Annotated in this window: 29 protein-coding genes and 1 pseudogene; 15 read left to right on the forward strand and 15 right to left on the reverse strand. The window is 72.0% G+C overall.

Translation table 11 applies throughout. The annotated features are described in order from the left end of the window. Positions 1-37 precede the first annotated feature (37 nt). The 4 genes from OG906_RS12860 (at position 38) to OG906_RS12875 (ending at position 1,846) form a co-directional block, all read left to right on the forward strand. Complete coding sequence (locus tag OG906_RS12860; protein WP_267800694.1) at positions 38-253, forward strand: hypothetical protein; 216 nt, start codon at positions 38-40, stop codon at positions 251-253. 146 nt (positions 254-399) lie between these two features. Beyond that, positions 400-1,038 carry a TetR/AcrR family transcriptional regulator gene (locus OG906_RS12865; protein WP_053680443.1) on the forward strand — a complete coding sequence of 213 codons (639 nt, stop codon included), beginning with the start codon at positions 400-402 and terminating at the stop codon, positions 1,036-1,038. A 138-nt stretch (positions 1,039-1,176) separates the two neighbouring features. After that, positions 1,177-1,404, forward strand: coding sequence for a DUF3107 domain-containing protein (locus OG906_RS12870; protein ID WP_267800693.1), 228 nt, complete (start codon positions 1,177-1,179; stop codon positions 1,402-1,404). A 139-nt stretch (positions 1,405-1,543) separates the two neighbouring features. Beyond that, positions 1,544-1,846, forward strand: a complete 303-nt coding sequence (locus OG906_RS12875) for a hypothetical protein (protein ID WP_329442608.1) — start codon at positions 1,544-1,546, stop codon at positions 1,844-1,846. A 109-nt stretch (positions 1,847-1,955) separates the two neighbouring features. Here the strand turns inward: OG906_RS12875 and OG906_RS12880 are convergent, their stop codons facing one another. Further along, positions 1,956-2,714 carry a ferritin-like fold-containing protein gene (locus OG906_RS12880; protein WP_329442610.1) on the reverse strand — a complete coding sequence of 253 codons (759 nt, stop codon included), beginning with the start codon at positions 2,712-2,714 and terminating at the stop codon, positions 1,956-1,958. Positions 2,715-3,188: 474 nt separating this feature from the next. On the opposite strand from OG906_RS12880, the gene OG906_RS12885 reads away from it, so the two are divergent. From OG906_RS12885 to OG906_RS12895, 3 genes are all read left to right on the forward strand, one after another. After that, a complete protein-coding gene (locus OG906_RS12885; protein WP_329442612.1) occupies positions 3,189-5,081 on the forward strand; it encodes a DEAD/DEAH box helicase in 1,893 nt (630 codons plus the stop codon). A gap of 91 nt (positions 5,082-5,172) precedes the next feature. Then, positions 5,173-6,051: an alpha/beta fold hydrolase gene (locus OG906_RS12890; RefSeq protein WP_329442614.1), complete on the forward strand. Its 879-nt coding sequence runs from the start codon at positions 5,173-5,175 to the stop codon at positions 6,049-6,051. Between the two features lie 98 nt (positions 6,052-6,149). Continuing rightward, complete coding sequence (locus tag OG906_RS12895; RefSeq protein WP_329442616.1) at positions 6,150-6,302, forward strand: hypothetical protein; 153 nt, start codon at positions 6,150-6,152, stop codon at positions 6,300-6,302. Positions 6,303-6,439: 137 nt separating this feature from the next. Here the strand turns inward: OG906_RS12895 and OG906_RS12900 are convergent, their stop codons facing one another. The 4 genes from OG906_RS12900 to OG906_RS12915 form a co-directional block, all read right to left on the reverse strand. After that, entirely contained in the window at positions 6,440-7,045 is a 606-nt protein-coding gene (locus OG906_RS12900; RefSeq protein ID WP_329442618.1) for a MarC family protein, read from the reverse strand. Positions 7,046-7,112: 67 nt separating this feature from the next. Continuing rightward, complete coding sequence (locus tag OG906_RS12905) at positions 7,113-7,976, reverse strand: PHP domain-containing protein (RefSeq protein ID WP_329442620.1); 864 nt, start codon at positions 7,974-7,976, stop codon at positions 7,113-7,115. Positions 7,977-8,066: 90 nt separating this feature from the next. After that, on the reverse strand, positions 8,067-8,711 hold the full coding sequence (locus OG906_RS12910) for a DUF6758 family protein (protein ID WP_267800686.1): 645 nt from the start codon (positions 8,709-8,711) through the stop codon (positions 8,067-8,069). An 84-nt stretch (positions 8,712-8,795) separates the two neighbouring features. Continuing rightward, positions 8,796-9,380, reverse strand: a complete 585-nt coding sequence (locus OG906_RS12915; protein WP_267800685.1) for a suppressor of fused domain protein — start codon at positions 9,378-9,380, stop codon at positions 8,796-8,798. 380 nt (positions 9,381-9,760) lie between these two features. Between OG906_RS12915 and OG906_RS12920 the strand changes: the two genes are divergently transcribed. Both OG906_RS12920 and OG906_RS12925 read left to right on the forward strand, forming a co-directional pair. Further along, the gene (locus OG906_RS12920; protein ID WP_329442624.1) at positions 9,761-10,876 is read left to right on the forward strand and encodes a magnesium and cobalt transport protein CorA; all 1,116 of its coding nucleotides are present in this window, start codon (positions 9,761-9,763) and stop codon (positions 10,874-10,876) included. Between the two features lie 95 nt (positions 10,877-10,971). Beyond that, on the forward strand, positions 10,972-11,484 hold the full coding sequence (locus tag OG906_RS12925; RefSeq protein ID WP_329442625.1) for a hypothetical protein: 513 nt from the start codon (positions 10,972-10,974) through the stop codon (positions 11,482-11,484). 50 nt (positions 11,485-11,534) lie between these two features. On the opposite strand, the gene OG906_RS12930 is transcribed toward OG906_RS12925, so the two are convergent. Further along, positions 11,535-12,332, reverse strand: a complete 798-nt coding sequence (locus OG906_RS12930; RefSeq protein ID WP_267800682.1) for a hypothetical protein — start codon at positions 12,330-12,332, stop codon at positions 11,535-11,537. Between the two features lie 245 nt (positions 12,333-12,577). On the opposite strand from OG906_RS12930, the gene OG906_RS12935 reads away from it, so the two are divergent. From OG906_RS12935 to OG906_RS12945, 3 genes are all read left to right on the forward strand, one after another. After that, entirely contained in the window at positions 12,578-13,849 is a 1,272-nt protein-coding gene (locus tag OG906_RS12935) for a magnesium transporter MgtE N-terminal domain-containing protein (protein ID WP_267800681.1), read from the forward strand. A 199-nt stretch (positions 13,850-14,048) separates the two neighbouring features. Then, entirely contained in the window at positions 14,049-14,555 is a 507-nt protein-coding gene (locus OG906_RS12940) for a DUF1003 domain-containing protein (RefSeq protein ID WP_385647056.1), read from the forward strand. Between the two features lie 42 nt (positions 14,556-14,597). Beyond that, a complete protein-coding gene (locus OG906_RS12945; RefSeq protein ID WP_329442627.1) occupies positions 14,598-15,764 on the forward strand; it encodes an Mrp/NBP35 family ATP-binding protein in 1,167 nt (388 codons plus the stop codon). 98 nt (positions 15,765-15,862) lie between these two features. Here OG906_RS12945 and OG906_RS12950 read toward each other — a convergent pair whose 3' ends face one another. The 5 genes and pseudogenes from OG906_RS12950 to sigE form a co-directional block, all read right to left on the reverse strand. Continuing rightward, positions 15,863-16,594: a hypothetical protein gene (locus OG906_RS12950; protein ID WP_329442629.1), complete on the reverse strand. Its 732-nt coding sequence runs from the start codon at positions 16,592-16,594 to the stop codon at positions 15,863-15,865. A gap of 142 nt (positions 16,595-16,736) precedes the next feature. After that, complete coding sequence (locus OG906_RS12955) at positions 16,737-17,186, reverse strand: sec-independent translocase (RefSeq protein ID WP_329442630.1); 450 nt, start codon at positions 17,184-17,186, stop codon at positions 16,737-16,739. 159 nt (positions 17,187-17,345) lie between these two features. Then, a complete protein-coding gene (locus OG906_RS12960) occupies positions 17,346-18,824 on the reverse strand; it encodes a S1C family serine protease (protein WP_329442632.1) in 1,479 nt (492 codons plus the stop codon). 261 nt (positions 18,825-19,085) lie between these two features. Next, positions 19,086-19,559, reverse strand: a pseudogene (locus OG906_RS12965) (zf-HC2 domain-containing protein); the annotation flags it as partial. Further along, positions 19,556-20,335, reverse strand: a complete 780-nt coding sequence (gene sigE, locus OG906_RS12970) for an RNA polymerase sigma factor SigE (RefSeq protein ID WP_329442634.1) — start codon at positions 20,333-20,335, stop codon at positions 19,556-19,558. The pseudogene OG906_RS12965 and the gene sigE, both read right to left, overlap by 4 nt. A gap of 189 nt (positions 20,336-20,524) precedes the next feature. On the opposite strand from sigE, the gene OG906_RS12975 reads away from it, so the two are divergent. Further along, on the forward strand, positions 20,525-21,187 hold the full coding sequence (locus tag OG906_RS12975; protein WP_329442636.1) for an O-methyltransferase: 663 nt from the start codon (positions 20,525-20,527) through the stop codon (positions 21,185-21,187). 197 nt (positions 21,188-21,384) lie between these two features. Here the strand turns inward: OG906_RS12975 and OG906_RS12980 are convergent, their stop codons facing one another. Further along, positions 21,385-21,552 (reverse strand): DUF3117 domain-containing protein, encoded by a 168-nt coding sequence (locus OG906_RS12980; RefSeq protein WP_003966491.1) that lies wholly within the window; start codon positions 21,550-21,552, stop codon positions 21,385-21,387. Positions 21,553-21,882: 330 nt separating this feature from the next. Here OG906_RS12980 and OG906_RS12985 point away from each other — a divergent pair, with 330 nt between their 5' ends. After that, positions 21,883-22,686: an enoyl-CoA hydratase/isomerase family protein gene (locus OG906_RS12985; protein ID WP_329442638.1), complete on the forward strand. Its 804-nt coding sequence runs from the start codon at positions 21,883-21,885 to the stop codon at positions 22,684-22,686. 97 nt (positions 22,687-22,783) lie between these two features. On the opposite strand, the gene OG906_RS12990 is transcribed toward OG906_RS12985, so the two are convergent. Then, entirely contained in the window at positions 22,784-23,365 is a 582-nt protein-coding gene (locus OG906_RS12990; RefSeq protein WP_329442640.1) for a DNA-3-methyladenine glycosylase I, read from the reverse strand. Beyond that, a complete protein-coding gene (locus OG906_RS12995; protein WP_329442642.1) occupies positions 23,362-23,721 on the reverse strand; it encodes a DivIVA domain-containing protein in 360 nt (119 codons plus the stop codon). The genes OG906_RS12990 and OG906_RS12995 overlap by 4 nt, the downstream gene beginning before the upstream one ends. Before the next feature lie 76 nt (positions 23,722-23,797). Here OG906_RS12995 and folP point away from each other — a divergent pair, with 76 nt between their 5' ends. Further along, positions 23,798-24,658, forward strand: coding sequence for a dihydropteroate synthase (gene folP / locus OG906_RS13000; protein ID WP_329442644.1), 861 nt, complete (start codon positions 23,798-23,800; stop codon positions 24,656-24,658). 13 nt (positions 24,659-24,671) lie between these two features. Here folP and OG906_RS13005 read toward each other — a convergent pair whose 3' ends face one another. Next, positions 24,672-25,439, reverse strand: coding sequence for a TIGR00730 family Rossman fold protein (locus tag OG906_RS13005; protein WP_267800672.1), 768 nt, complete (start codon positions 25,437-25,439; stop codon positions 24,672-24,674). Positions 25,440-25,445 lie beyond the last annotated feature (6 nt).

Consider the following 25,445-nt stretch of genomic DNA (forward strand, 5'->3'; position numbering starts at 1 on the left):
CTAGGCTCGTAGTACGAGCGAAGGCGAGGGGAGCGCGATGACTGTCGACCCAGCCGAACCGGACACCTTCCGGGAGCGGCTCCGGGAGGACCTCGACCCGGAGACGCCCGAGGCGGATGCCGCGGAGCAGCACATCGAACTCCAGCCCCTCGAAGACGACCCGATCACGGGGGCCGACCTCGACGAGGCGACCGACGGGGACGCCGCCGAGCAGGCCCGCGTGGTCCCCCTCGACGAGGACGACTACCGCTGACCGCCGCGGAAAGGCGCTGACCAGCGGGTCAGGGTGGTCCGTACCGCGAGAAAACTCGGCTTGAACCCACCAGATCCGGTTACCGAAAAGTACGATGGCGGCGCGGCGCAGAGCGCACTGTGTTCTTAGAGAAAGTGGGAGGCGGCGTGACAGCCATCGAGCAGACGGAGGCAGCGCGTCCCCGGGGCACGCGACTGCCGCGCCGAGCCCGGCGCAACCAGCTCCTGGGCGCGGCCCAGGAGGTTTTCGTCGCGCAGGGTTACCACGCCGCGGCGATGGACGACATCGCGGAGCGCGCCGGGGTCAGCAAGCCGGTGCTCTACCAGCACTTCCCCGGGAAGCTCGACCTTTACCTCGCGCTGTTGGACCAGCACTGCGAGTCCCTGTTGTCCGCGGTCCGCACGGCGCTCGCCTCGACCACGGACAACAAGCTGCGCGTGGCCGCGACGATGGACGCCTACTTCGCGTACGTCCAGGACGAGGGTGGCGCCTTCCGCCTGGTCTTCGAGTCGGACCTGACGAACGAGCCCGCCGTGCGCGAGCGCGTCGACCGGGTGTCGCTCCAGTGCGCGGAGGCCATCTCGGAGGTCATCGCGGAGGACACCGGCCTGTCCAAGGACGAGTCGATGCTGCTGGCCGTGGGCCTGGGCGGCGTCTCGCAGGTCGTGGCCCGGTACTGGCTGTCGAGCGAGAGCCCGGTGGCCCGGGACACTGCGGTCGGCCTGCTGACCTCGCTCGCCTGGCGCGGTATCGCGGGCTTCCCGCTGCACGGCACGGAGGGCTGACCCGCACGTCCGGGGCGGCCGGCGGCTGTTCGCTGCCAGCGTGTCCGCCTCGGGCCGATCGCGTCCCCTCTCCGGGCTAATGTGGACCGGGTACGGCGCGGCTGATCGCGCGAACCGGATCGTCGGAGGGACAAAGCCGTGGAGGTCAAGATCGGCGTGCAGCACGCACCCCGGGAGATCGTGCTGGAGAGCGACCTGAGCGCGGAGGAGCTGGAGGGCGTCGTGGCCGCCGCCCTGACCGGCACTGCGCCGCTGCTGAGCCTCACCGACATCAAGGGCCGCAAGGTCCTGGTGCCGTCCGACCGCCTGGCGTACGTGGACCTGGGCGAGCCGAGTGCGCGCAAGGTCGGCTTCGGAGCGCTCTGAGGCACGGAGAACTGAACCTCCCTCAAAGGAGGAAAACGACCCGGCGGTTGATTCCGCCGGGTCGTTTCTCTTTGTTCCGCTTCGGGTAGGAGCGCAGTACTGCAACCCGAATACGCCCCGACGTACGGAAAGGGACCTCATGCTGCTGATGGAAGCGCTCGGCTCCGCTCTGTTGGGCCTCGCCCTGTCCGGGGCCGCCGTGCGCAGATTCGCGAAGCGGCTGCCGTCCCCGAGGGTGGTCCTGGTGAGCGGTGTCGTGGGAGCGCTGTTCGGCGCCTACCTCACGCACATGTCGCTCGGACCGGGTCACAACACCCTGGTGGCGACGCTGATCGGCGGGACCCTGGTGTCGGCGGTCGTGCTCTCGCTCCTGCTGCGCCCCGCCTCGGGCTCCGGCCGGACGCACCGACGCCCTCCGTTTTCGCTCCCCTCCCGGGGCTGAACGGGACCGTCCACCGCCCCCGCCCGTCCCCTGACACGAGTCGGCCCCGGCACGGAATGCTTCCGTACCGGGGCCGCCCATGACCGCGTGGGGCTCAGGCCGCGGGGGGTCAGGCCGCGAGGCCGAGGGCCGCCATCCGCTTGGTGTGCGCCTTGGTGATCCGGGTGAACATCTCACCCACGGCCGCCAGGTCGAATCCGGCCGCCATCCCGTCGACGCCGCCGACCAGCATCGTGGAGAGCGCGTCGCGTTCCGCGACCACGCGCTGGGCCTGCGAGAGCGCCTCGCCCATCAGGCGACGGGCCCACAGGGCGAGCCGGCCGCCGCAGCGGGGGTCGGCCTCGATCGCCGCGCGCACCTTCTCGACGGCGAAGCCGCCGTGGCCCGTGTCGTCGAGCACGCCGACGACGAGGGCGCGGGTGTCGGTGTCGAGGTGGGTGGCGACCTCGCGGTAGAAGTCACTGGCGATGGAATCGCCGACGTACGCCTTGACCAGGCCTTCCAGCCAGTCGGAGGGGGCGGTCTGGCGGTGGAAGTCGTCCACGCCCTTCGCGAAGGGCTCCATCGCCGCGGTGGGGTCGACGTCGATCGCCGCGAGCCGGTCGCGCAGCCGCTCGAAGTGGTGGAACTCGGCGGAGGCCATCTTCGCCAGCTCGGCCTTGTCGCCGAGGGTGGGCGCGAGCTTCGCGTCCTCGGCGAGGCGCTCGAACGCGGCGAGCTCTCCGTACGCCAGTGCGCCGAGGAGGTCCTCGACGGCGGCCCGGTACTGCGGCGAGGCGGAGGCCGTGGTCCAGTCCTGGGCGGCGATTCCGAGCGCCTCGACGGGCGTGCTGTCGTCGGCGGGAGATGCGTTTTCTACGGTCGACATGCTCCGCACAATAGCCCGCTCAATGCCCGGTCAAGGCACGACCTATGGCCATCGACACTCCGCTTAAACGCGACTACCAGGTGAATTCACCCAACACACCTGCGCGAATCCGGGGTACAGTGGTAATGCGCCTGCCGAATCTCGGCGGGCCGTCCGAATGAGGATGCCCGGTCGGTGGCCCGATCGGCTCCAACCCGACCGCCCTCGGTGTGGTGTGTGCGTTCATGCGTACCGCCTGCACGAGGGGCCCCCTCAGCGGCAGAAGCGCTTGAGCGAAGGCTAGTGGTCCCGCGCAGCTTTGTACGTACGTCGTAGTACTGCAAGCCCGGCACGGTACGACCCCCATCGCCGCCTCGCGCCGCGTCTCACAGAAGAGGCAGCACCCTGACTACGTTCCGAGACCTCGGGATCCTCCCCGAGACGGCCGAGGCCCTTGAGGCCGTCGGCATCGTGTCCCCCTTCCCGATCCAGGAAATGACCCTCCCCGTCGCCCTTTCCGGCACGGACGTCATCGGCCAGGCGAAGACCGGTACCGGCAAGACGCTCGGTTTCGGCCTCCCGCTGCTGGAGCGGGTCGTCGTCCCCGCGGACGTCGAGGCCGGCCGGGCGACGCCCGCGCAGCTCACCGACGCCCCCCAGGCCCTCGTGGTGGTTCCGACCCGCGAGCTGTGCACCCAGGTCACCAACGACCTCCTGACCGCGGGCAAGGTCCGCAACGTGCGCGTCCTCGCCATATACGGCGGCCGCGCGTACGAGCCCCAGGTCGAGGCGCTCAAGAAGGGTGTCGACGTGATCGTCGGCACCCCGGGCCGCCTGCTGGACCTGGCCGGGCAGAAGAAGCTCGACCTCTCCCACGTCAAGGCCCTCGTCCTCGACGAGGCCGACGAGATGCTCGACCTCGGCTTCCTGCCCGACGTCGAGAGGATCATCAACTACCTGCCGCCGAAGCGTCAGACCATGCTGTTCTCGGCGACCATGCCGGGCGCGGTCATCGGACTGGCCCGCCGGTACATGACGCAGCCGACGCACATCCGCGCCACGTCCCCCGAGGGCGAGGGCGTGACCGTCGCCAACATCAAGCAGCACGTCTTCCGTGCGCACAACATGGACAAGCCGGAGCTCGTCTCCCGCATCCTGCAGGCCGAGGGCCGCGGCCTGGCCATGATCTTCTGCCGTACGAAGCGCACGGCGGCCGACATCGCCGAGCAGCTGGAGAAGCGCGGATTCGCGTCCGGCGCCGTCCACGGCGACCTGGGCCAGGGTGCGCGCGAGCAGGCCCTGCGCGCGTTCCGCAACGGCAAGGTCGACGTGCTGGTGTGCACCGACGTCGCCGCGCGCGGCATCGACGTCGAGGGTGTGACGCACGTCATCAACTACCAGGCGCCGGAGGACGAGAAGACCTTCCTGCACCGTGTGGGCCGCACCGGCCGCGCGGGCAACAAGGGCATCGCCGTCACGCTGGTCGACTGGGACGACATCCCGCGCTGGCAGCTGATCAACAAGGCGCTGGAGCTGGACTTCCACGACCCGGTCGAGACGTACTCCACGTCTCCGCACCTGTTCGAGGAGATGAACATCCCGGCCGGGACCAAGGGCACCCTGCCGCGCGCCGAGCGCGTGCGGGCCGGCCTGAAGGCCGAGAACCTCGAAGACCTGGGCGAGACCGGCGGCCGCGGTGGCCGTGGCGGTCGCGGCGCTGCTGCCGCCGCCGCCCCGGTGGCCGAGGAGCGTCCCGCCCGGACCCGTACCCCGCGTCAGCGGCGTCGGACCCGCGGTGGCAGCGAGCAGGCCGCCGAGGCCGTGTCCGTGGCCGCCGCGGTGACCGCCGTGACCCCGGTCGCCGAGGCGCCCGAGGCGCCGGCCGTCGAGGAGTCGCGCAGGCCGCGCCGTCGTCGGACCCGTGCGTCGGCCCCGGCCGCCGTGGTCGAGTCCGCCGCGGTGGCCGCCCCGGTCGTCGAGGCGCCGGCCCCGGAGCCCGACTTCCAGATGGCTCCGCTCGTGGAGCCCCCGGTCAAGGCGCGCCGTACCCGGCCGCGCAAGGTCGCGGCGGCCCCGGTCGCCGAGGCCGTGGCGATCGCCGCCCAGGCCGCCGCCGTCGAGGCTCCGGTGGTCGTGGCCACCGCGGTCGAGGAGGCCCCGGTCAAGGTGCGCCGGACCCGCACTCGCAAGGTGGCGGAGCCCGCTCCGGTCGCCGAGGTCGCCGCCGAGGCCGAGGAGGCCCCGGTGAAGCCGAAGCGCACCCGTGCCCGCAAGGCCACCGCGGTCGCCCCGGAGGCCTCGGAGGCCGTGGTCGACGCCGAGGAGGCGCCGGTCAAGCCGAAGCGCACGCGTACCCGCAAGGCCGTGGCGCAGACCCCCGAGGCCTGAGCCACCCGCCGTACGAGGACGGCCCCGACCCCCTTCGAGGGGGTCGGGGCCGTCCTCGTGTCCGGGCGTACGGGCCGGTAACCTCGGGCCCATGAGCAAGCCACCGCGCCTCACCCTGCCGCCCGCGGCCCGTGCGTACCGCCTGACGACCGCGCGCGGCGCGTTCGCCGTGCACGAGGCGGGTGAGCCGCTGCGCGGCACCGCCCTGCTGGTTCCCGGGTACACGGGGAGCAAGGAGGACTTCATCGGGCTGCTGGAGCCGCTGGCCGGCGCCGGCTTCCGGGTGGTCGCGGTCGACGGGCGCGGTCAGCACGAGAGCCCCGGCCCGCGCGAGGAGTCCGTGTACGCGCTGGAGGAACTGGCCGGGGACGTGCTCGCCCAGGCGGCGGCCGTGTCCGGCGACGACGGGGGCCCGGTCCACCTGGTGGGTCATTCGCTGGGCGGTCTGATCGCCCGGGCCGCCGTGCTGCGCGACCACGCCCCCTTCGCCTCCCTGACCTTGATGAGCAGCGGTCCGGCGGCGATCTCACCGGCCCAGCAGGAGCGTACGACGTTGCTGGTGGCGGCTCTGGAGTCGCTGCGGGGGGTGACGCCCGCGGAGTGCATGTCGGTCGTGTGGACGGCGATGCGGGCCCAGGATCCGGCGGACGCCCCGGCCGATTCCCCCGAGCTGACGGAGTTCCTGCGCCGGCGGTGGGTGGCGACCGAACCGGAGCAGCTGATCGCCGCCGGTCGGGTGCTGATCTCGGAGCCGGACCGGGTGGCCGAGCTGGCGGCGGTGCCGCTGCGCATGCTGGTGCTGTCGGGTGTCGTGGACGACGCGTGGCCGGTGCCGCTGATGGACGCCATGGCGGAACGACTGGGTGCGTCCCGGGTGATCGTGAAGGGCGCGGAACACTCCCCCAACGCCGAGAATCCGCAGGTCACGGCCGATGCGCTGGCCGACTTCTGGAGCGCGGACACGCCCTGATAGTTAGCCAGTGAAAAAATTTCCTTAGCGTAGGGAATGTTTGCCGCTTACACTTCGTTAACCCTGTGCAAGGAGAACACCGACGAAGGGAGAAGCCCGTGCGCTTCGAGATTCTGCGCCTGGACGATGTCGACGGATCCGCCGTGGACAGGACCGTCGTGGACGCGGCCTCCGTCAACCGGATCGTGCAGCAGGCCGCGTCTGTCGGCCAACGCATTCTGATCCGACCGACCGAGACGGCGTCCTCCTGACCCACCTGACGCGAGCCGCCTGACGGCCGCCGCGTGCATGGACACCGATGCCCCGCACCGATCCGGTGCGGGGCATTCGCATGTGTGTCGCCGGGGCCGGCCGCCGTGGTGTCGGGGCCTCGTCCGCGCGGACGGGATCAGGAGGTGTGCACGACCTGGAGGACGCCGTTGATGATCTGCTGGACGGCGATGGCGGAGAGCATCATGCCGGCGAGCCGCGTCACCAGGACGACGCCGCCGTCCTTGATCACCCGGATGATCACCAGCGAGTAGCGCATGGTGATCCACAGGACGACGTGCATGGCGATGATCGCCGCCCAGACGGAGACCTGACCGCTGACGCCGTCCGCCTTCTGCACGGCGAGGATGACCGACACGATCGCGCCCGGCCCGGCCAGCAGGGGCATGCCGAGCGGGACGAGGGCGACGTTCACGTCCTTGGTCTGCTTGGGCTCGTCGGTCTTGCCGGTGAGCAGGTCCAGGGCGATGAGCAGGAGCAACAGACCACCGGCGATCATCAGCGCCGGCACGGACACGTGCAGGTAGTCCAGGATCTGCTGGCCGCAGAGACCGAAGACGGCGATGACGCCGAAGGCCACGCAGACGGCCTGCCAGGCCATGCGGCGCTGCACCTTCGAGGGCCGCCCGGAGGTCAGGGCGAGGAAGATCGGCGTGATCCCCGGGGGGTCCATAATCACAAAAAGGGTGAGAAAAAGGGATCCGAAGACGGCGAAATCAAACACAGTGATGCCTTGCAGGAGAGAGGGGTGAAGCGAAGAGAGGGCGGGGCGGGCGAGGAACGGGTCCTCGTTACGCGAGCGGTCCGCCGGCGCCGGGCACGGGGAACGCCCCGGTGGAACGGCGCGTGATCTCGCCGTAGATCTCGGGGTCGGTGGTGTACTCGCCGAGGCGACAGGACTTGCGGGTGCCGTGGTAGTCGCTGGAACCGGTGATCAGCAGGCCCAGGTCCGCGGCCAGTGCACGCAGCCGGGCCCGGGTGTCCGCGTCGTGGTCCATGTGGTCCACCTCGATGCCGTCCAGCCCGGCGGCCGCCAGGGCCGCGATCGCGGCCTCGGGGACGACCTGCCCGCGCTTGACCGCGGCGGGGTGCGCGAAGACGGTGACCCCGCCGGCCGCCTTGACGAGGCGGACGGCGTCGAAGGGGTCGAGTTCGTGCTTGCCGGCGTAGGCGCGGCCGCCGTCGGCGAGCCAGTCCGCGGTGAACGCGTCGGACACGGTGGGCACGACGCCCAGGTCCACCATGGCGGTGGCGATGTGCGGACGGCCCACGGAGCCGGCGCCCGCGATGCGGGCGACCTGCTCCCAGGTGATGTCCACGCCGAGGTCCCGCAGCTTGCCGACCATGGCCTGCGCGCGGGGGGTGCGGTCGTCGCGGACCAGCTCCCGCTCACGGGCGAACCCGGGCTCCTCGGGATCGAAGAGGTACGCGAGCATGTGCATGCCGACGCCGTCGAGACGGCAGCTGAGTTCGGCCCCGGTGACGAGCGTGAGGCCGGCCGGCACGTGGGCGATGGCCTCGGCGTATCCCCCGACGGTGTCGTGGTCGGTCAGCGCGACCACGTCGAGCCCGGCGACGGCCGCGTTGCGGACCAGTTCGGCGGGGGTGTCGGTGCCGTCGGATGCCGTGGAGTGGGCGTGCAGGTCGATGCGCACAGCCGTGCTCCATGGTTCTCGTACGGGCGGGGGACACTCCAGAATACCCAGCCCCGCGGGCCCCACGGCCCCACCGCACGGCGGGGGCGGTCAGGACGGGCCGAGGATCCGGGGGCTCAGGGCGCCGCAGGGAAGGAGTTCGACCTCGGCGCCCGCGTCGCGCAGATCCGTCAGGACCAGCTCGTCGTACATCAGCAGCCCCGACTGTTCGGGCCAGACGATCGCCCACAGCCACAATCCGCGCGCCTCGCCGGCGAAGACGGCCCGGTCGTCCGGGGCGCCGGTGACGTGCCACAGCGGTGTCGGCCGGCCGGCGGCGACGACCTTGGCGTGCGGCGGACCGGAGACGTCCATGTAGGGGCCAGGGTCGGGCGCGTCGATCCCCGCGTACCGGGCGCCGAGTCCGACGCCCAGCTCCTCGGCGATCAGCAGCAGCTCGCCGATGCCGCCCAGGGGCCCGGGGCCCGAGCAGGCCACGGCGGTGGCCCGGCCCCCGCTGCGGTCGTCACCGGCGGCCGCGACTCCGGTGAACAGCCATCCGACCGGCAGCGGCCACGGCATCCAGACCGGCACCTGCGCCCGGTGGACGACCACGCCCAGGCCCTCGACGCTCGGCGGGATGACGGGCTGCAGGGGATGGACGGCGCCGTGTACCGCGCACTGCCAGGAGTCGGCGAAAAGACCGGGTGCGCGGACCCGGCCACCGCACTTCGGGCAACTCGGTTCGCCCCTCATAGGAAGCACGCTCCTCCCCGCCCGGCGCCCCGTCAAGACGCGATCACCCGTCCGGATCCCATCCGTACCCGCTACCGGCGGCGCTCAGTCCAGTGCGACGGCGCTACGCAGAGGGTCCCGCAGATCCGTGCCGCGCGCGAGCCAGCGCTCCTGGAGCGCCGCGGCGCCGTGCACCCGCTTCCAGGCGGCCTCGTTCGCCGTCATCGGGAGGAGGGGGAGGAAGTGCACCGGGTCCATGGGCTCGTCCAGTTCCAGGTCGGGCACCAGCCCGCCCGGTTCCGCGACGAGCACCGAGGTGAACGGTGCCCCCTCCCAGAGCGGTTCGCCCACGTCGAGCGAGGCCCCCGGGGCGACGATCAGGCCCTCGACGACGGGGGACGCGCCGAGCACGGCGAGCGGTCGCAGCAGCCGGTCGGTGGGGGCGAGGCCCCCTCGGACGGTCAGCACCAGCTCGGCGCGCGGACCGCGCACCGGGTCGGCGACCACGGCGGTGGGGTCGGTCATCGGGTGGGCGGACATGCCGAGGGTCGCGTACCGCAGGAGGTCGCCCTCGGCGAAGCGGAGGACCTCGATGCGATCGGTGCCCAGGAAGGTGACGGCGGCGCGGGCGTCGGGTTCACCGAACGCGGTCCGCAGCCGGGCCTCCACAAGAGCCAGAATTTCTGCCATGGAGCGAGCATAGAACTCGTATCCCCCGGGTAAAGGGCGGGTCTTGACCATCCGTCGGCTGATAGTGTTGACAGCTGGTTCGGCCCGCATGCAGAAGCATTGTTTCAAGGGCCGGACGACAGGACGTCCCCCACGGGGGACCGGCCGGAGGAGGTGGGGCTGCAATGGATCGAAGTCGATCGTGCAGTACCAATCGCTCTTCCACTGTCAGGCCGGGCGCACACCGCCCCCTGTGATCTTCCGATCAGTAGAAGAGCGACGGCAGAACTCAGTCCTCTCCGTCCTCCTCCTTCCGCCTGCCGGGGCCTGCCCGCCCGCTCGCAGCCGCGGAGGGTCTCCCACCCGTACGGTCCGCAGCCGTGCGCGCGAAGGAGCCTGCCATGTCGATGCTGCCCTACCTCCGTGCCGCCGTCCGTCCGGCCCTGCGCCGGTCCACCTCCGCGCAACCCGGCTACGACACCACCCGTGACCCGTCCACGAGCAGCGCGGTCGTCGACTGCGCGGTGTACCGCGACGGCCGGCGCGCACCCGGACCCGGATGCCTGACGCCCCGTGAGGCGATCCGTCGGGTCCGCGAGGACGGCGGGTTCGCCTGGATCGGCCTGCACGAGCCGACCGAGTCCGAGTTCGCGGGGATCGCCGCCATCTTCGGACTGCACCCGCTCGCCGTGGAGGACGCGGTGCACGCGCACCAGCGGCCGAAGCTGGAGCGCTACGACGACACCCTCTTCACCGTCTTCAAGACGATCCACTACGTCGACCACGCCCAACTGACCTCGACCAGCGAGGTGGTGGAGACGGGCGAGGTGATGTGCTTCACCGGCCCCGACTTCGTCATCACCGTCCGGCACGGCGGCCAGGGCTCCCTCAAGGGCCTGCGGCACCGCCTCCAGGACGATCCCGAGCTGCTGGCCCGGGGACCTTCCGCCGTGCTGCACTCCATCGCCGACCACGTCGTCGACGGGTACATCGCGGTCGCGGCGGCCGTTCAGGACGACATCGACGAAGTGGAGAGCGAGGTCTTCGCCGCGCCCGCCAAGGGCGCCACGCGGGGCGGCGACGCCGGCCGCATCTACCAGCTCAAGCGCGAGGTGCTGGAGTTCAAGCGGGCGGTCGCCCCGCTGCTGCGGCCCATGGAGCTGTTGAGCGAGCGCCCGATGCGGCTGGTGGACCCGGACATCCAGAAGTACTTCCGCGACGTCGCGGACCACCTGGCGCGGGTGCACGAGCAGGTCGTGGGCTTCGACGAGCTGCTGAACTCGATCCTCCAGGCCAACCTCGCGCAGGCGACCGTCGCCCAGAACGAGGACATGCGCAAGATCACCTCCTGGGCGGCGATCATCGCCGTGCCCACGATGATCTGCGGGGTGTACGGGATGAACTTCGCCCACATGCCGGAGCTCCAGTGGAAGTACGGCTACCCGATGGTGATGGTGACCATCGTCGGGACCTGCCTCACCATCCACCGGGCCCTCAGACGCCACGGCTGGCTGTAGGGGATGTCCTGTCGATCGGGCCCGGATCCGAGGAGCCCGGCCCGACCGACAGGACACCGCCCTGCGAACCGACCGCGGCCGGCTACGCTGTCCCCATGACTCTCAGCACGTTCGATCTGGCCCTCGTCGAGGAGGCCGGCAAGAAGTCCGGACTGATCTGGGTCCGCGGCTCCGGGGCCGATCGAGCCCTGTGGCACGCCTGGGTGGACGGCGCCGCGCACGTGCTCGGCGACGGACCCGGGGAGCAGCCGTTCCCCGGGCTCGCGGACGGCTCGACGGCCGAGGTCACCGTACGCAGCAAGGACAAGGGCGGCCGGCTCGTCGCCTGGACGGCGACCGTGCGCGAACTCCCGCCGCGCGGCGAGGAGTGGCAGGCCGCGGTGGCCGAGCTGAAGGGCAAGCGGCTGAACGCCCCCGACTCCGAGCTGATGACGGAGCGGTGGGCGCGGGAGTGCCGGCTGCTGCGCCTGGAGCCCGAGGCCGTACGGGACGCGCTGCCGGCCGGGTCGCTGGCCGCGGCCCCGCTGCCCTCGCCCGCGACGACCCGCCGGGCCATCCCGGCGGGGCTGCCGAAGCTGCTGCTGAAGCGGCGCAAGGCCGCGCGCTGAACCTCGGGCCGTGACGGCACGCCGAGGGTGAGCCGCGGGTCCGCGGCCGGTCAGCCGCCGGGGTTCGAGCCCTGGCCCGAGCTGCCGCTCGGGCTCGGCTTGACGCCGCCCTGGTTCCTGGTCGTGGGCAGCTGGGACCCGTAGTCGACGGTCTGGTCCTTCGCGGGGGGATCCAGCGGGAAGGTCTGGCCCCAGTCCGCGAGCTCCACCCGGCCGGCGCCGCCCGCGCGCTCCATGAGCAGCGGGTAGGGGGTGCCGTCGAGGGACACCGAGAGGCGGCCGCCCTTGCCCCCGTCGGCCAGGAGCGGCACCACGCGGGCCTGCCCGACCTTGCTGTACGGGCTCTTGGTGAGCTTGCCGTCGAGGCCGAGCAGTCCGTCGAGGAGGACGCCCATGTCCGTGAAGCCGCGGAACTGCTTGTAGGTGGGGTCGCTCTCGGGCACCTTCACGAACTTGTCGCCGAGCTTGCCGGCCGAGTCGGACTCGCCCCAGAAGGCGGCGCTGGCCTTCAGGTAGAGCTGCTCCCCGACGCGCAGCAGTTGGAAGGTGTCCTCCTGGGACTTCACCTCGCCGGTGCCGCCGTCGGACTTCAGGCGCATGTCGAGCGTGAAGGACTTGCCGCCGCTGACCAGGGTGCCGGACAGGTGCACCGAGGAGGCCGCGGTCGCCGCCGTCCGCGCCTGCGCCTCGATCTTGTCGGCGGAGAGCTTGCCGACCCCGTTGGTGCCCTTGTCGGGATCCTCGCCGCTGCCGCCGCCGCAGCCCGTTGCGGAGACGGCGAGGCCCGCGCACAGGACGCCGGCGACGGCGGCCCGGCGCAGCCGTGCGACAGGGAGGTTGGCGGTCACGGGCGGGTGCCTCTCGGTGGTTCCTCTGGGGGCGACAGGCAGCGTACCCGCCCACCCCTCGCGGCCCGCGCCCGCGTCCCGAGAGGGGTGCGGGGGCCCCGCGGGGCGGCCCCCCGCACGGCTCGGACGGCTGCGCCACCCCCGGCCGGGCGGCCCCACCAGGACGCTTTCCGGCGGCACGGGCTAGCCTGAGGCTCGGCACGACTCTTGATCGACGGTTGGTTCACGCTCTAGGAGGCGCTCGGATGGCTGCAGGCGCCCCGCGGATCTTCGTCTCGCATCTGTCGGGTGTGCCCGTCTTCGATCCCAACGGCGATCAGGTCGGCCGCGTCCGCGACATCGTCGCCATGCTGCGCGTCGGCGGTCGCCCGCCGCGGCTGCTGGGCCTGGTCGTCGAGGTGGTCAGCCGGCGGCGCATCTTCCTGCCGATGACCCGGGTGACGGGCGTGGAGTCCGGGCAGGTCATCACCACCGGTGTCGTCAACATGCGGCGCTTCGAGCAGCGCCCCACCGAGCGGCTGGTCCTCGGCGAGCTCCTCGACCGGCGCGTGCGGCTGACCGCGACCGGCGAGGAGGTCACCGTCCTGGACGTGGCCGTCCAGCAGTTGCCCGCCCGCCGGGACTGGGAGATCGACCGGATCTTCGTGCGCAAGGGCAAGGCGGGCGCGCTGCGCCGGCGCGGCGAGACCCTCACGGTGGAGTGGTCCGCGGTGAGCGGGTTCTCGTTGGAGGAGCACGGGCAGGGCGCCGAGAGCCTGGTGGCGACCTTCGAGCAGATGCGACCGGCCGACCTGGCGAACGTGCTGCACCACCTGACGCCGAAGCGGCGCGCCGAGGTCGCCAGCGCCCTCGACGACGACCGGCTCGCGGACGTCATGGAGGAGCTGCCCGAGGACGACCAGGTGGAGATCCTCGGCAAGCTGAAGGAGGAGCGCGCGGCCGACGTCCTGGAGGCGATGGACCCCGACGACGCGGCCGACCTGCTGTCCGAGCTGCCCGAGGACGACAAGGAACGGCTGCTGACGCTGATGCAGCCGGACGACGCCGCGGACGTGCGCCGTCTGATGTCGTACGAGGAGCGCACGGCGGGCGGTCTGATGACCACGGAGCCGATCGTGCTGCGCCCGGACGCCACGGTCGCCGACGCGCTGGCCCGGGTACGGCAGTCGGACCTGTCGCCGGCGCTGGCGGCGCAGGTGTACGTGTGCCGGCCGCCGGACGAGACGCCGACGGGCAAGTACCTGGGGACGGTGCACTTCCAGCGGCTGCTGCGCGATCCGCCGTTCACCCTGGTCAGCTCGATCGTGGACACCGACCTGCCGCCGCTGCGGCCGGACGCCTCGCTGCCGGTGGTGACCAGCTACCTGGCCGCCTACAACATGGTCGCGGTGCCCGTGGTCGACGAGAGCGGCTCGCTGCTGGGCGCGGTGACCGTCGACGACGTGCTCGACCACCTGCTGCCGGACGACTGGCGGGAGACGGACTTCCATTCCGAGGAGGCCGTGAGTGGCCACTGAGCGGGGGCGTGGCGATCGGGGCCGCGGCGGCGGCGCCCCGCGCGGCGATGCCGCGCGCAAGCAGCGGCGGGAGCGGCGCGACCATGCCCGCGAGGGCCTGCCGGACCGGCTGGAGGAGGCCGCGGAGCGGCTGCGGGCCGACCGACCGGAACGTTCCGCCGACCGGTCCAAGGGAAGCGCCCCGTCCGGGTCGAGCGCGCTGACGCGTTCGCGCGTCCGTCTGGACCAGCCGCGGGCGGCGCGCCGCCGACTGTTGCCCGAGTACGACCCGGAGGCCTTCGGGCGGCTGTCGGAGAAGGTGGCGCGGTTCCTGGGCACGGGCCGGTTCATCGTCTGGATGACGATCGTCATCATCGCCTGGGTGCTGTGGAACATCTTCGCGCCCGTGCACCTGCGGTGGGACGAGTACCCGTTCATCTTCCTGACGCTGATGCTGTCGCTCCAGGCCTCGTACGCGGCCCCGTTGATCCTGCTCGCCCAGAACCGGCAGGACGACCGGGACCGGGTCAACCTGGAGCAGGACCGCAAGCAGAACGAGCGGTCCATCGCCGACACCGAGTACCTGACGCGGGAGATCGCCTCGCTGCGCATGGGCCTGGGCGAGGTCGCCACGCGCGACTGGATCAGGTCGGAGTTCCAGGACCTGATCAAGGAGATGGACGAACGGCGGCTGTTGGCCCCCGAACGTGACGAAGGCGACCGCTGACGGGCTTACCGGCGGCGTGCCGGCGAGCCGTACCATCGGGTCATGGCTACCGACACAAGCTCCGCCGACGCCGCCGTGCCCGAGCAGGACGCGATCCTGGACGCGCTGGCGACGGTGAACGACCCCGAGATCCACCGGCCGATCACCGAGCTCGGCATGGTCAAATCGGTGGAGATCGGCGACGGCGGCGCGGTCGCCGTCACCGTCTACCTGACGGTGTCGGGCTGCCCCATGCGCGAGACCATCACCAAGAACGTCACCGAGGCCGTCGAACGCGTCCCCGGCGTCACCTCCGTCGCCGTCACCCTCGACGTGATGAGCGACGAGCAGCGCAAGGACCTGGCGAACACCCTGCGCGGCGGCACCGCCGAGCGCGAGGTGCCCTTCGCCAAGCCGGGCTCGCTGACCCGTGTGTACGCGGTCGCGTCCGGCAAGGGCGGCGTCGGCAAGTCCTCGGTGACGGTGAACCTCGCCGCGGCGATGGCGGCGGACGGCCTGAAGGTCGGCGTGGTCGACGCGGACATCTACGGCCACAGCGTGCCGCGCATGCTCGGCGTGGACGGGCGCCCCACCCAGGTCGAGAACATGATCATGCCGCCCTCCGCGCACGGCGTGAAGGTGATCTCCATCGGCATGTTCACCCCGGGCAACGCGCCGGTGGTCTGGCGCGGTCCGATGCTGCACCGCGCGCTCCAGCAGTTCCTGGCGGACGTGTTCTGGGGTGACCTGGACGTCCTGCTGCTCGACCTGCCGCCGGGCACCGGCGACATCGCGATCTCGGTGGCCCAGCTGGTGCCGAACGCCGAGATCCTCGTGGTGACCACCCCGCAGCAGGCCGCCGCCGAGGTGGCCGAGCGGGCCGGTTCGATCGCCGTGCAGACCCACCAGAAGATCGTCGGTGTCGTCGAGAACATGTCGGGCCTGCCGTGCCCGCACTGCGACGAGATGGTGGACGTCTTCGGCTCGGGCGGTGGGCAGAAGGTCGCCGACGGGCTGACGAAGACGGTCGGCGCCTCGGTGCCGGTACTGGGTTCGATCCCGATCGACGTCCGGCTGCGCGAGGGCGGCGACGACGGCACGCCCGTCGTCCTGTCCGACCCCGACTCCCCCGCCGGCGCGGCCCTGCGCGCCATCGCCGGCAAGCTCGGCGGGCGGGCCCGCGGCCTCTCGGGCATGTCGCTGGGGATCACCCCACGCAACAAGTTCTAGGCCTCGCCCAGGAGCACGAAACGGGGGAGGGCACCGCCGATCGGCGGTGCCCTCCCCCGTTTTCCTGGGCCCTGCGTGGCCGCGCGGCCGCCCGGTGGCTACCGGTAGGCGTCCAGGTCCCCGATCACCGAGAAACCGAGCCCGTACGCGCTCATGCCGCGCCCGTACGCGCCCAGGTGCACCCCGCCCCGGGAGCCGGCGAGCACCCAGCCGAACTCCGACTCGCGGTAGTGGAACGGCGTCGGCTCCCCGTCCACCGGCAGGGACAGCGTCGACCAGTCCTCGCCGTCGAGGTCGTCCGCGAGTTCCCAGGCCGCCTCGGTCTGCTGGTCGAGCCAGTCGTCGCGCAGGCTGTGGTCCATCTGGCCGGGCCAGCTGTAGGCCAGCAGGCCCGAGCCGGCCAGCCAGGCGGCCGAGGAGACCGAGGTGGCCTCCAGGACGCCGGTTCCGTCGGCGCTGCGGCGGAGCGGGTTGCTGGCGACGGTGATCACCACCGCGAAGCGTTCCTTCTCGCCGGTGGCGATCTCCCCGCGCACGGAGGGCTCGTCGCCGTGGCCGGTGGAACCGTGCTCCACGGTCCCGTCCGCGGCGGTGCCGACCTGCATCAGCCAGCGGGGGCCGGTGAAGGCCCCGTCCAGGCCGTACCAGGGGAAGTCGGCCCGCAGGTACCCCTGCGCCGCCCGACGGGCCGCAGGGGCGGGGCCGGCGCCCTCCTGGGCGGCCGCGGGGCTCTGTTGCGGGTCCTGCTGTGCCTGCGGGTCGTCCGCGGGCACCTCGGCGGGGATTTCGGCAGGCTGTGTGCCTACCCGGCTACTGCTCGTCGTCTCCATCTGGGCGGCCTCTCGTTCCCTGGGGTCCGGAACGGCCCTCCCCCTCGACTCGCTGGGGGGACCCCCTCCCTCGGGCGTCCTGCGTCCGGACGGACAGATGGAGGATAGCCATCCGACTCCGGATCGCAGGGCAGGCGGCGGCTCAGGTGGCGTCGGCGTCGAAGGGAGTGCGCTGCTCGGGGGACGGGGCGGCGGGCTTCTTCAGCAGGTCGGGTCCGGTGCTCGCGGCGGGCGCGGCGGCGGCCGCGGACGGGGTCGCGGGCGCGGCGGGCTCCTTGCCGTTCACGGCGTCGGTGACGTCGTTGAGCTCCTTGCGGAGGTCGAAACTGCTGCGGATGTCCTTGAGGTCCTCGTTCTCCGTCAGCTGCTTGCGGATGAACGCCTTGGGATTGAGGTCCTCGAACTCGAAGTCCTTGAACTCCGGACCCAGTTCGGAGCGGATGTCCTGTTTGGCACTGTCCGAGAACGACCGGATCTTGCGGATCACCCCGGTCACGTCCTGGATCATCTTCGGCAGTTTGTCCGGGCCGAACACGAGAATGGCCAGCACGACGATCGTGACCAGTTCGAGTGCGCCTATGTCGTTGAACACCTTGCCGCTCCTCGGCTCTCTTCACGTCGGGCCAGGACAACGGTACCCGGCGATGCCTCGGGACCCATACGCCCGTACCGCACGGGTACCACTTTCGTCGCCGTCCGGCGCCGGGGGCGCATCGGGCGCGCTCCCGGTGTCACGAGCCGGCTCCCGGTGTCACGAGCCGTCGGCCGAACCCAGCACCACGTCCAGCGTGCGCTCCCTGCCGTCGCGCAGCACGGTCAGGTTCAGCGAATCCCCCGGCCGGTGGGCCCGGATCTTGATGATCAGCTCGTCCCCGCCGTGCACCCGCTGCCCGTCCACCTTGGTGATCACGTCGCCCGCCTTGATCCCGGCACGGGCTCCCGGCCCGTCGGCGACGACCGAGGGCTTGCCGTCCCCGGCCTTGGTCCCGACACGGGCTCCGTCGCCCTTGTACTGCATGTCGAGGGTGACTCCGATGACCGGATGGGTGGCGTGCCCGGTGCTGATGAGTTCCTCAGCGACCCGCTTGCCCTGGTTCACGGGGATGGCGAAGCCGAGGCCGATGCTGCCGCTCTGGCGGTCGTCCTCGTCGCCGTCCGCGCTCTTGTCGGCGCCCCGGATGGCACTGTTGATGCCGATGACGTGGGCGCGGGCGTCCAGGAGCGGGCCGCCGGAGTTGCCGGGGTTGATGGGTGCGTCGGTCTGGAGGGCGTCGACGTAGCTGATGTCGCTGCCGTCGCCCTTGTCGCCGCCCGCGGTGATGGGGCGGCCGGTGGCGCTGATGATGCCCGCGGTGACGGTGTTGGAGAGGTCGAAGGGGGCTCCGATGGCCACCACCGGGTCGCCGACCTTGACGTTCTCGGAGTTCCCGAGGGCCAGGGGCCGCAGGCCCCGCACCCCGTCGACCTTGACCACGGCCAGGTCGTAGCCGCCGTCCCGGCCGACGAGTTCGGCGGGCACGCTCTCCCCGGTACTGAAGGTGACCGTTATGTCCTTGGCGTCCGCGACGACGTGGTTGTTGGTGAGAATGTGTCCCTGCGGGTCGAGCACGAAGCCCGTGCCCGTGCCGCTGCCGCCGCCGCCGCTGACGTGGAGGGTGACCACACCGGGCAGCGCCGAGGCGGCGATCCCGGCGACGCTGTCGGGGGCTCGCCCCTTGGAGTCGACGGCGGCCTGCGGGAGTTCGAGGCGGGTGCTGCTGCGGCGCTCCGCGAGGACGCCCAGGTAGCCGCCGACACCGCCGGCGAGGAGGGCGACGCCGACCGCGAGGGCCACCACCTGCCACATCCGGAACCCGCGCGGCTCCGGACCCCGGTCCACCACGTGCAGCGGCCGGGCGGCCCAAGGGTCGTACCGCGGCGCGACGTCGGGGCCCGCGTCGGGATCGGCCTCGCCGAAGGGATCGACCTCGGGACCGGGCTCGGCACCGACCACGGTCGCGGTGTCCGGGTCCGGAGCGGCGTTCACGTACGGAGCGGCTTTCGCGTCCGCAGCGGCTTTCGCGTCCGCAGCGGCGTCATGATCGGGAGCGGCGTCCGGGTGGGGCAGGGCCCCGTGTTCCGGGTCCGAGCGTTGCGGGGGCACCTCCGCCGGACGCGCCTTCGCAGGGCCGTCGGGCCGGCTCCACCACTGTGGCGCCCGCGACGCATCGGTCTGCTGGCTGTCGGACATGCGCGCTCCCCGCGTACCTGTCGCACCGCCGGGCGGCGCATCTGCCGCCGATTCAACCAGGTCCGGCCATCGGGGGGAGCCCCGCCCCCGAACCCGCGACGCGAACGACGGGGCACGGGGCGGGGGTCGTCACCGGGACAGCGAGACCGCCGGGCGGGCCGACACGGTGGGGCCGGGCGAGGTCAGCGTGGGCAGGCCGCCGGGGCTGGGCAGCCGGTCACGGACCACGGCGTCGGTCAACGGCGCGTACGGTCCGGGCCGGGTGGCGGGCGCGTCTCCCCGGGCGTTCGGCTCGACGGCGTCCAGCGGCAGCGACCCGCCGAGCGCGATCGCGGCCAACGACACGGCTCCCGCGGCGACGAACGCGAAGCGTCGTCTGGGTCGCCCCATCTCATGGATCCGGAAACCCTCGCGCGAAGGCGCCGGCGCGGCGTACCCGAAGGAGGACAACGGGTCGGCGCCCGGCGGGCCGGAGGGCGGCGGCGGGCCGTCGGGATTGCCACCCGGCAGGCCTTGGAGGCGGGCCAGCAGTCCTGCGGACAGCGGCGGGGGCGCGCTCTCCACGAACATGCTCTTCACGCGACGCTGCGCGTCGGCCTCGGCCTTGCACTTGGGGCAGGTGGCCAGGTGGGCGAGCACCCGCTCGCGCACGTCATGGCTCAACTCGCCGTCCACGAGGGCGGCGAGACGGTCGCCCAGATGTTGTTCGGCGGGGGATGGTCGGGCTCCGGTCACTCGGCTCCGCCCTCTCCCCCGGCACCCGGCGCGCCCACCGCCACCCCGGCCAGCGCGCGCTGCTCCGCACGGGCCTCGGGAGACCGGTGCTTGAGCGCCTTGCGCAGGTGGGAGCGGCCGCGGTGGATGCGGCTGCGCACGGTGCCGAGCTTCACGCCGAGCGTGGCGGCGATCTCCTCGTACGACAGGCCCTCGATGTCACACAGCACCACGGCCGCGCGGAACTCGGGGGCCAGGGTGTCCAGCGCCTGCTGCACGTCCGCGTCGAAGTGCGTGTCGTGCAGCACCTGCTGGGGGGACGGCTCACGGCTGGGCAGCCGCTCGGCGGCGTCGTCACCGAGCGCGTCGAAGCGGATCCGCTGCTTGCGGCGCACCATGTCCAGGAAGAGGTTCGTCGTGATGCGGTGCAGCCAGCCCTCGAACGTGCCGGGCGTGTACGTGGACAGCGAGCGGAAGACGCGGACGAAGACTTCCTGCGTCAGATCCTCGGCGTCGTGCTGGTTGCCCGTCAGGCGGTAGGCGAGACGGTAGACCCGCGCACTGTGCGTGCTGACGATCTCCTCCCACGAGGGAGGGGTCCACGCCTGCGAGCCCGCATCGGCGGCAAAGGTCGCGGTGGTAGCGGATGCGGCGGGGTGGAAGCGGTCAGCAATGTCGGTCACGGATTTCGGCTCGCCGGCCGACCAGAAGAGGCGTCTGAGCACGCCCCCACGATCCACAGGCGCAGCCGCACCTCCCCTGTCGGCTCTGGTGGTGTCCAGTGGAGTCCCTACCATAGCCACCCCTCCCGTCAGCTCCGGATAAAGATTTTTGCAGTAACTTTGCACGGGTCGCGGGTCTTGCGACGCCCCCGCTCGCCGTCTCGTCCACGGGTGTTCGCCGACCTCCGGCGTCCGTCCCGCGCACACCTCTTTCAACGCCCGGTCCCATCTGCGGGTTCCCGACGTCAACGGATACAGTCACCGTTGCGCCAACTATGGGGACAGGAGAGGGTCATTAGCGGCAACCGGCAAACGAGCTGGGCGTTCGCCGACGCGTTTGTCGCCGAGGACGACGCTCTGCGATGGGCCCGCGACCGGTCCAGGGAGGCGGGACTGCGTTCGGTCTCCCCCGGAACCGGGGCAGCGCTGCGTCTGCTGGCCGCCACCGCGGACGCCAAGGCGGTCGCCGAGATCGGCACCGGCACCGGCGTCTCCGGCATCCACCTCCTCCACGGGATGCGCCCCGACGGGGTGCTGACCACCGTGGATCCCGAGGCCGACCGACAGGCCTTCGCCCGCCAGGCGTTCCGCGCCGCCGGCTTCGCGGGCAACCGGGCCCGCTTCATCCCCGGCCGCGCGCTGGACGTACTGCCGCGGCTCGCCGACGGCGGGTACGACCTGGTCTTCTGCGACGGGGACCCCTCCGAGTCCCTGGACTACCTCGCGGAATCGTTGCGGCTGCTGCGGCCCGGCGGGCTGGTGTGCTTCGAGGGGGTCTTCTCGGACGGCCGCACGGTCGACTCCGCGGCCCAGCCCGTGGAGGTGCTCCGGGTCCGCGAACTGCTGCGCACCGTCCGCGAGAGCCCCGCCCTGGAGGCCGCGCTGCTCCCCGTGGGCGACGGCCTGCTGTGCGCGGTCCGACGCTGATCCGCCGCGCCCGGTCGCCGCGCGGGAACGACGCCGCCGCGGGGGAACGGATGTCGCCGCGCGCCCCGGGCACGGCGTGCGCCCCCGGACCGGTGTCGGCGAGGCCCTGCGACCACACCCCGGGAACAACACTGCCCCGGCCGCGTGACGCGGCCGGGGCAGTGCAGAGAATGCATGGTGAAAGTACTGCCGACCGGTTAGCCGACGACCTTCTTCAGGGCGTCACCCAGGGCGTCCGCTTCGTCCGGAGTCAGCTCGACGACGAGCCGACCGCCGCCCTCGAGCGGTACGCGCATGACGATGCCCCGCCCCTCCTTGGTGACCTCGAGCGGGCCGTCGCCCGTCCGCGGCTTCATGGCCGCCATGCTCGTTCCCCTTCCTGAAACCAGCTCATCGTCAGCCGACGGCCCCATTCAGGCGCCTAATACCCGGCATCGAACACATTGCTTCCCGGCCATTATCCCGCATGTCAGGACCCGATGACCAACATCGGTCGGGAACGCTTCTGCAACGCGCTTGACCAAAACCACTCATTTCGGGGACCCGCCTGCGATACTTCGCCGCTGCCCCGGCACGAGCCGTCGGCTTTATTGACGCACATCACATGCCCGGCCGGGTTCGGGTCCGCCATGCTGGCCCTTGCACCGGTCGATACCGGCCGGTAGCCAAGCCCGCGACGAAGGGGGACCCCCGCCATGGCCGACAGCGTGCTCTACGAAGTGACCGACGGACTCGCGACCATCACGATCAACCGGCCCGACGCGATGAACGCCATGAACACCGAGACCAAGGTCGCCCTGCGCGACGCGGTCGAGGAGGCCGGCTCGGACACGGCGGTACGGGCGGTCCTGCTGACCGCGGCCGGCGACCGGGCCTTCTGCGTCGGTCAGGACCTCAAGGAGCACATCGGGAACCTGGCCGCGGACCGCGAGACCGGCTCGTCGCTGACGATGAGCACGGTCGCGGAGCACTACAACCCCATCGTGCGGGCCATCACGCGGATGCCGAAGCCGGTGGTCGCGGGCGTCAACGGCGTCGCCGCCGGGGCCGGCTTCGGTTTCGCGCTGGCGGCCGACTTCCGGGTGGTGGCCGACACGGCGTCGTTCAACACCTCCTTCGCGGGGGTCGCGCTGACCGCCGACTCGGGCGTGTCCTGGACCCTGCCGCGCCTGATCGGCGCCTCGCGCGCCTGTGACCTGCTGCTCTTCCCGCGGTCCGTGAAGGCGAAGGAGGCCTTCGAGCTGGGCATCGCGAACCGCCTGGTGCCGTCCGAGTCGCTGGCCGCCGAGGCCGAGTCCGTGGCCCGCGCCCTCGCGGCGGGCCCCACGGTGGCCTACGCGGCCCTCAAGGAGTCCCTGGCGTACGGGGCCTCCCACGACCTCTCCGAGGCCCTCACCCGCGAGGACGAGCTCCAGACGCGTGCCGGGGCGTCCGAGGACCATGGGATCGCGGTGCGGGCGTTCCTGGCGAAGGAGACCCCGAAGTACCTGGGTCGCTGATCGGCCGACCGGCGGTCGGCCGATCAGGCGCGCACCGCGCCCCGGCCGCCGGCGCGTCGGCCCCCGGGGCTGCGGTGCGTCGACGGCCGGGGCGCGGTCAGGATCCGTCGCGGGAGACGCAGCCGGCGAGGTGGTCGTTGACCAGACCGCAGGCCTGCATCAGGGCGTAGGCGGTGGTCGGGCCGACGAAGCGGATGCCGGCCTTCTTGAGTTCCTTCGCGAGGGCCGTGGACTCGTCGGTGATCGCCGGGACGTCGGCGACGGTCCTCGGCGCCCGGCCCGGCCGCTTCGGGGCGTGGGACCAGATCAGCTCGTCCAGCCGCCCTTCCTTCCAGCCCGCCAGGACCCGCGCGTTCGCCAGCGTGGCCTCGATCTTCAGCCGGTTGCGGATGATGCCCTCGTCCAGCAGCAACCGTGCCGCGTCGCTCTCGTCGAACCGTGCCACGGCCGCGATCTCGAAGTCCGCGAACGCCTTCCGGAAGCCCTCGCGCCGCCGCAGGATCGTGATCCAGGACAGGCCCGACTGGAACGCCTCCAGGCACAGCCGCTCGTACAGCGCGTCGTCCCCGTGGACCGGGCGGCCCCATTCCGTGTCGTGGTAGTCGAGGTAGTCCTCGGTGGACACGGCCCACGGACAGCGCGGGTCGCCGTCGGGGCCGATGACCGCGGAGCCCGTCATCGGCCGTCCTTGCCGAGGTCCACCCGGCCCGCCTCGGCGGGGGGCGCGTCGTCCTCGGGCGCGGCCGCGAGCCGCGCGGTGAGTTCCGCGATCCGCGCGTCGCGCTCCGCCAGCTCGGCTCCCAGCCGGTCCAGTACGTCGTCGACCTCGGCCATCCGGTAGCCGCGCGGGGCGACGGGCAGGCGGAGCGCGTCGATGTCCGTGCGGGCGACGGGGCGGGCCTCGGGCAGCCTGTCGGCCACCCGGTCCGGCTCGGCCTCGGGCAGGACCGCCTCGGCACCTCCACCGACGACCGCGAGGGTGACCGCGGCGACGACCACGACCAGCGCGATCAGCAAGAACCAGAACACGATCATCTCCCTGAGAGGCTTCCGGGCACCAGGTTAAGGTCACAGACGAGGCGAGAGGGTCGCCGAAGGAGGAAAGAGCGGGATGCTGCGACTGGGCAGGCGCGAGTTCGACACCGACGAGCCGGTGATCATGGCCATCGTGAACCGGACTCCGGACTCCTTCTACGACCAGGGCGCGACGTTCCGCGACGAGCCCGCGTTGGACCGGGTCGAGCAGGCGGTCGCCGAGGGCGCCGCGATCATCGACATCGGTGGGGTCAAGGCCGGCCCGGGCGAGCACGTGGACGCCGTCGAGGAGGCCCGCCGCACCGTCGGGTTCGTGTCCGAGGTGCGGCGACGCCACCCGGACGTGGTGATCAGCGTGGACACCTGGCGGCACGAGGTCGGCGAGGCCGTGTGCGAGGCCGGCGCCGATCTCCTGAACGACGCGTGGGGCGGGGTGGACCCCCGGCTGGCGGAGGTCGCCGCCCGGTACGACGTCGGCATCGTCTGCACCCACGCCGGCGGGGTCGAGCCGCGCACCCGCCCGCACCGGACCTCGTACGAGGACGTGATGGCGGACATCCTGCGCGTCACCGTGGGCCTGGCCGAACGGGCGGCCTCGCTGGGCGTCCGGCGGGACGCGATCATGATCGATCCGGGTCACGACTTCGGGAAGAACACCCGCCACTCGCTGGAGGCCACCCGGCGCCTGGCGGAGATGACCGACACCGGCTGGCCGGTGCTGGTCTCCCTGTCCAACAAGGACTTCGTGGGCGAGACCCTCGACAAGCCGGTCAAGGAGCGCCTGCTGGGCACCCTGGCCACGACGGCCGTCTCGGCCTGGCTGGGCGCGCAGCTCTACCGGGTCCACGAGGTCGCGGAGACACGGCAGGTCCTGGACATGGTGCGCTCGATCCAGGGGCTGCGGCCCCCGGCGGTCGCCCGCCGGGGACTCGCGTAGCGCGTCGACGGACCTACTTGCCGACTTCCTTGGTCACCAGCGCGATCGCCTCGTCCACGTCGTCGGTGACGTGGAAGAGGTACAGGTCGCGCTCGGAGGCCTTGCCCTGCGCGATCACCGTGTTCTTCAGCCAGTCGATCAGCCCGCTCCAGTACTCCGTGCCGAACAGCACGATCGGGAAGCGGGTGATCTTCTGCGTCTGGACCAGGGTCAGCGCCTCGAACATCTCGTCCAGCGTGCCGAGTCCGCCCGGCAGGACCACGAAGCCCTGGCTGTACTTCACGAACATCGTCTTGCGGACGAAGAAGTAACGGAAGTTCAGACCCAGGTCGACGTGTTGGTTCAGGCCCTGCTCGAAGGGCAGCTCGATGCCCAGGCCCACCGAGATGCCGTTGGCCTCGCGGGCGCCCTTGTTGGCCGCCTCCATGGCGCCGGGGCCGCCGCCCGTGATGACGGCGAAGCCGGCGTCGACGAGTGCGTGCCCGATGCGTACGCCGGCCTCGTACTCCGGCGAGTCCACCGGAGTACGGGCCGATCCGAACACGCTGATCGCCGGCGGCAACTCCGCCAGCGTGCCGAAGCCCTCGATGAACTCCGACTGGATGCGCAGGACCCGCCAGGGATCGGTGTGCACCCATTCGGAGGGTCCGGCCGAGTCCAGCAGCCGCTGGTCCGTCGTACTGCCCGCCTGGACCTGACTCCGCCTGCGCAGCACCGGGCCGAGCTGCTGCTCCTCGGGCCGACGACGAGCGTTCCCGCCGGGATTGCCGGGGTTGCCCATGATGTG

It is taken from the genome of Streptomyces sp. NBC_01426, assembly GCF_036231985.1.
GTDB lineage: Bacteria > Actinomycetota > Actinomycetes > Streptomycetales > Streptomycetaceae > Streptomyces.

Bases quoted from the DNA above. Each gene is read 5' to 3' on its own strand.
- folP (WP_329442644.1), top strand. From the start codon at position 23,798: ATGCTGCGACTGGGCAGGCGCGAGTTCGACACCGACGAGCCGGTGATC.
- OG906_RS12920 (WP_329442624.1), top strand. From the start codon at position 9,761: ATGTCGATGCTGCCCTACCTCCGTGCCGCCGTCCGTCCGGCCCTGCGC.
- OG906_RS12885 (WP_329442612.1), top strand. From the start codon at position 3,189: ATGACCCTCCCCGTCGCCCTTTCCGGCACGGACGTCATCGGCCAGGCG.
- OG906_RS12990 (WP_329442640.1), bottom strand. From the start codon at position 23,365: ATGACGGGCTCCGCGGTCATCGGCCCCGACGGCGACCCGCGCTGTCCG.
- OG906_RS12875 (WP_329442608.1), top strand. From the start codon at position 1,544: ATGCTGCTGATGGAAGCGCTCGGCTCCGCTCTGTTGGGCCTCGCCCTG.
- OG906_RS12935 (WP_267800681.1), top strand. From the start codon at position 12,578: ATGGCTGCAGGCGCCCCGCGGATCTTCGTCTCGCATCTGTCGGGTGTG.
- OG906_RS12890 (WP_329442614.1), top strand. From the start codon at position 5,173: ATGAGCAAGCCACCGCGCCTCACCCTGCCGCCCGCGGCCCGTGCGTAC.
- OG906_RS12915 (WP_267800685.1), bottom strand. From the start codon at position 9,380: ATGGCAGAAATTCTGGCTCTTGTGGAGGCCCGGCTGCGGACCGCGTTC.
- OG906_RS12880 (WP_329442610.1), bottom strand. From the start codon at position 2,714: ATGTCGACCGTAGAAAACGCATCTCCCGCCGACGACAGCACGCCCGTC.
- sigE (WP_329442634.1), bottom strand. From the start codon at position 20,335: ATGGTAGGGACTCCACTGGACACCACCAGAGCCGACAGGGGAGGTGCG.
- OG906_RS12995 (WP_329442642.1), bottom strand. From the start codon at position 23,721: ATGATCGTGTTCTGGTTCTTGCTGATCGCGCTGGTCGTGGTCGTCGCC.
- OG906_RS12910 (WP_267800686.1), bottom strand. From the start codon at position 8,711: ATGAGGGGCGAACCGAGTTGCCCGAAGTGCGGTGGCCGGGTCCGCGCA.
- OG906_RS13005 (WP_267800672.1), bottom strand. From the start codon at position 25,439: ATGGGCAACCCCGGCAATCCCGGCGGGAACGCTCGTCGTCGGCCCGAG.
- OG906_RS12860 (WP_267800694.1), top strand. From the start codon at position 38: ATGACTGTCGACCCAGCCGAACCGGACACCTTCCGGGAGCGGCTCCGG.
- OG906_RS12945 (WP_329442627.1), top strand. From the start codon at position 14,598: ATGGCTACCGACACAAGCTCCGCCGACGCCGCCGTGCCCGAGCAGGAC.
- OG906_RS12925 (WP_329442625.1), top strand. From the start codon at position 10,972: ATGACTCTCAGCACGTTCGATCTGGCCCTCGTCGAGGAGGCCGGCAAG.
- OG906_RS12960 (WP_329442632.1), bottom strand. From the start codon at position 18,824: ATGTCCGACAGCCAGCAGACCGATGCGTCGCGGGCGCCACAGTGGTGG.
- OG906_RS12985 (WP_329442638.1), top strand. From the start codon at position 21,883: ATGGCCGACAGCGTGCTCTACGAAGTGACCGACGGACTCGCGACCATC.
- OG906_RS12980 (WP_003966491.1), bottom strand. From the start codon at position 21,552: ATGGCGGCCATGAAGCCGCGGACGGGCGACGGCCCGCTCGAGGTCACC.
- OG906_RS12950 (WP_329442629.1), bottom strand. From the start codon at position 16,594: ATGGAGACGACGAGCAGTAGCCGGGTAGGCACACAGCCTGCCGAAATC.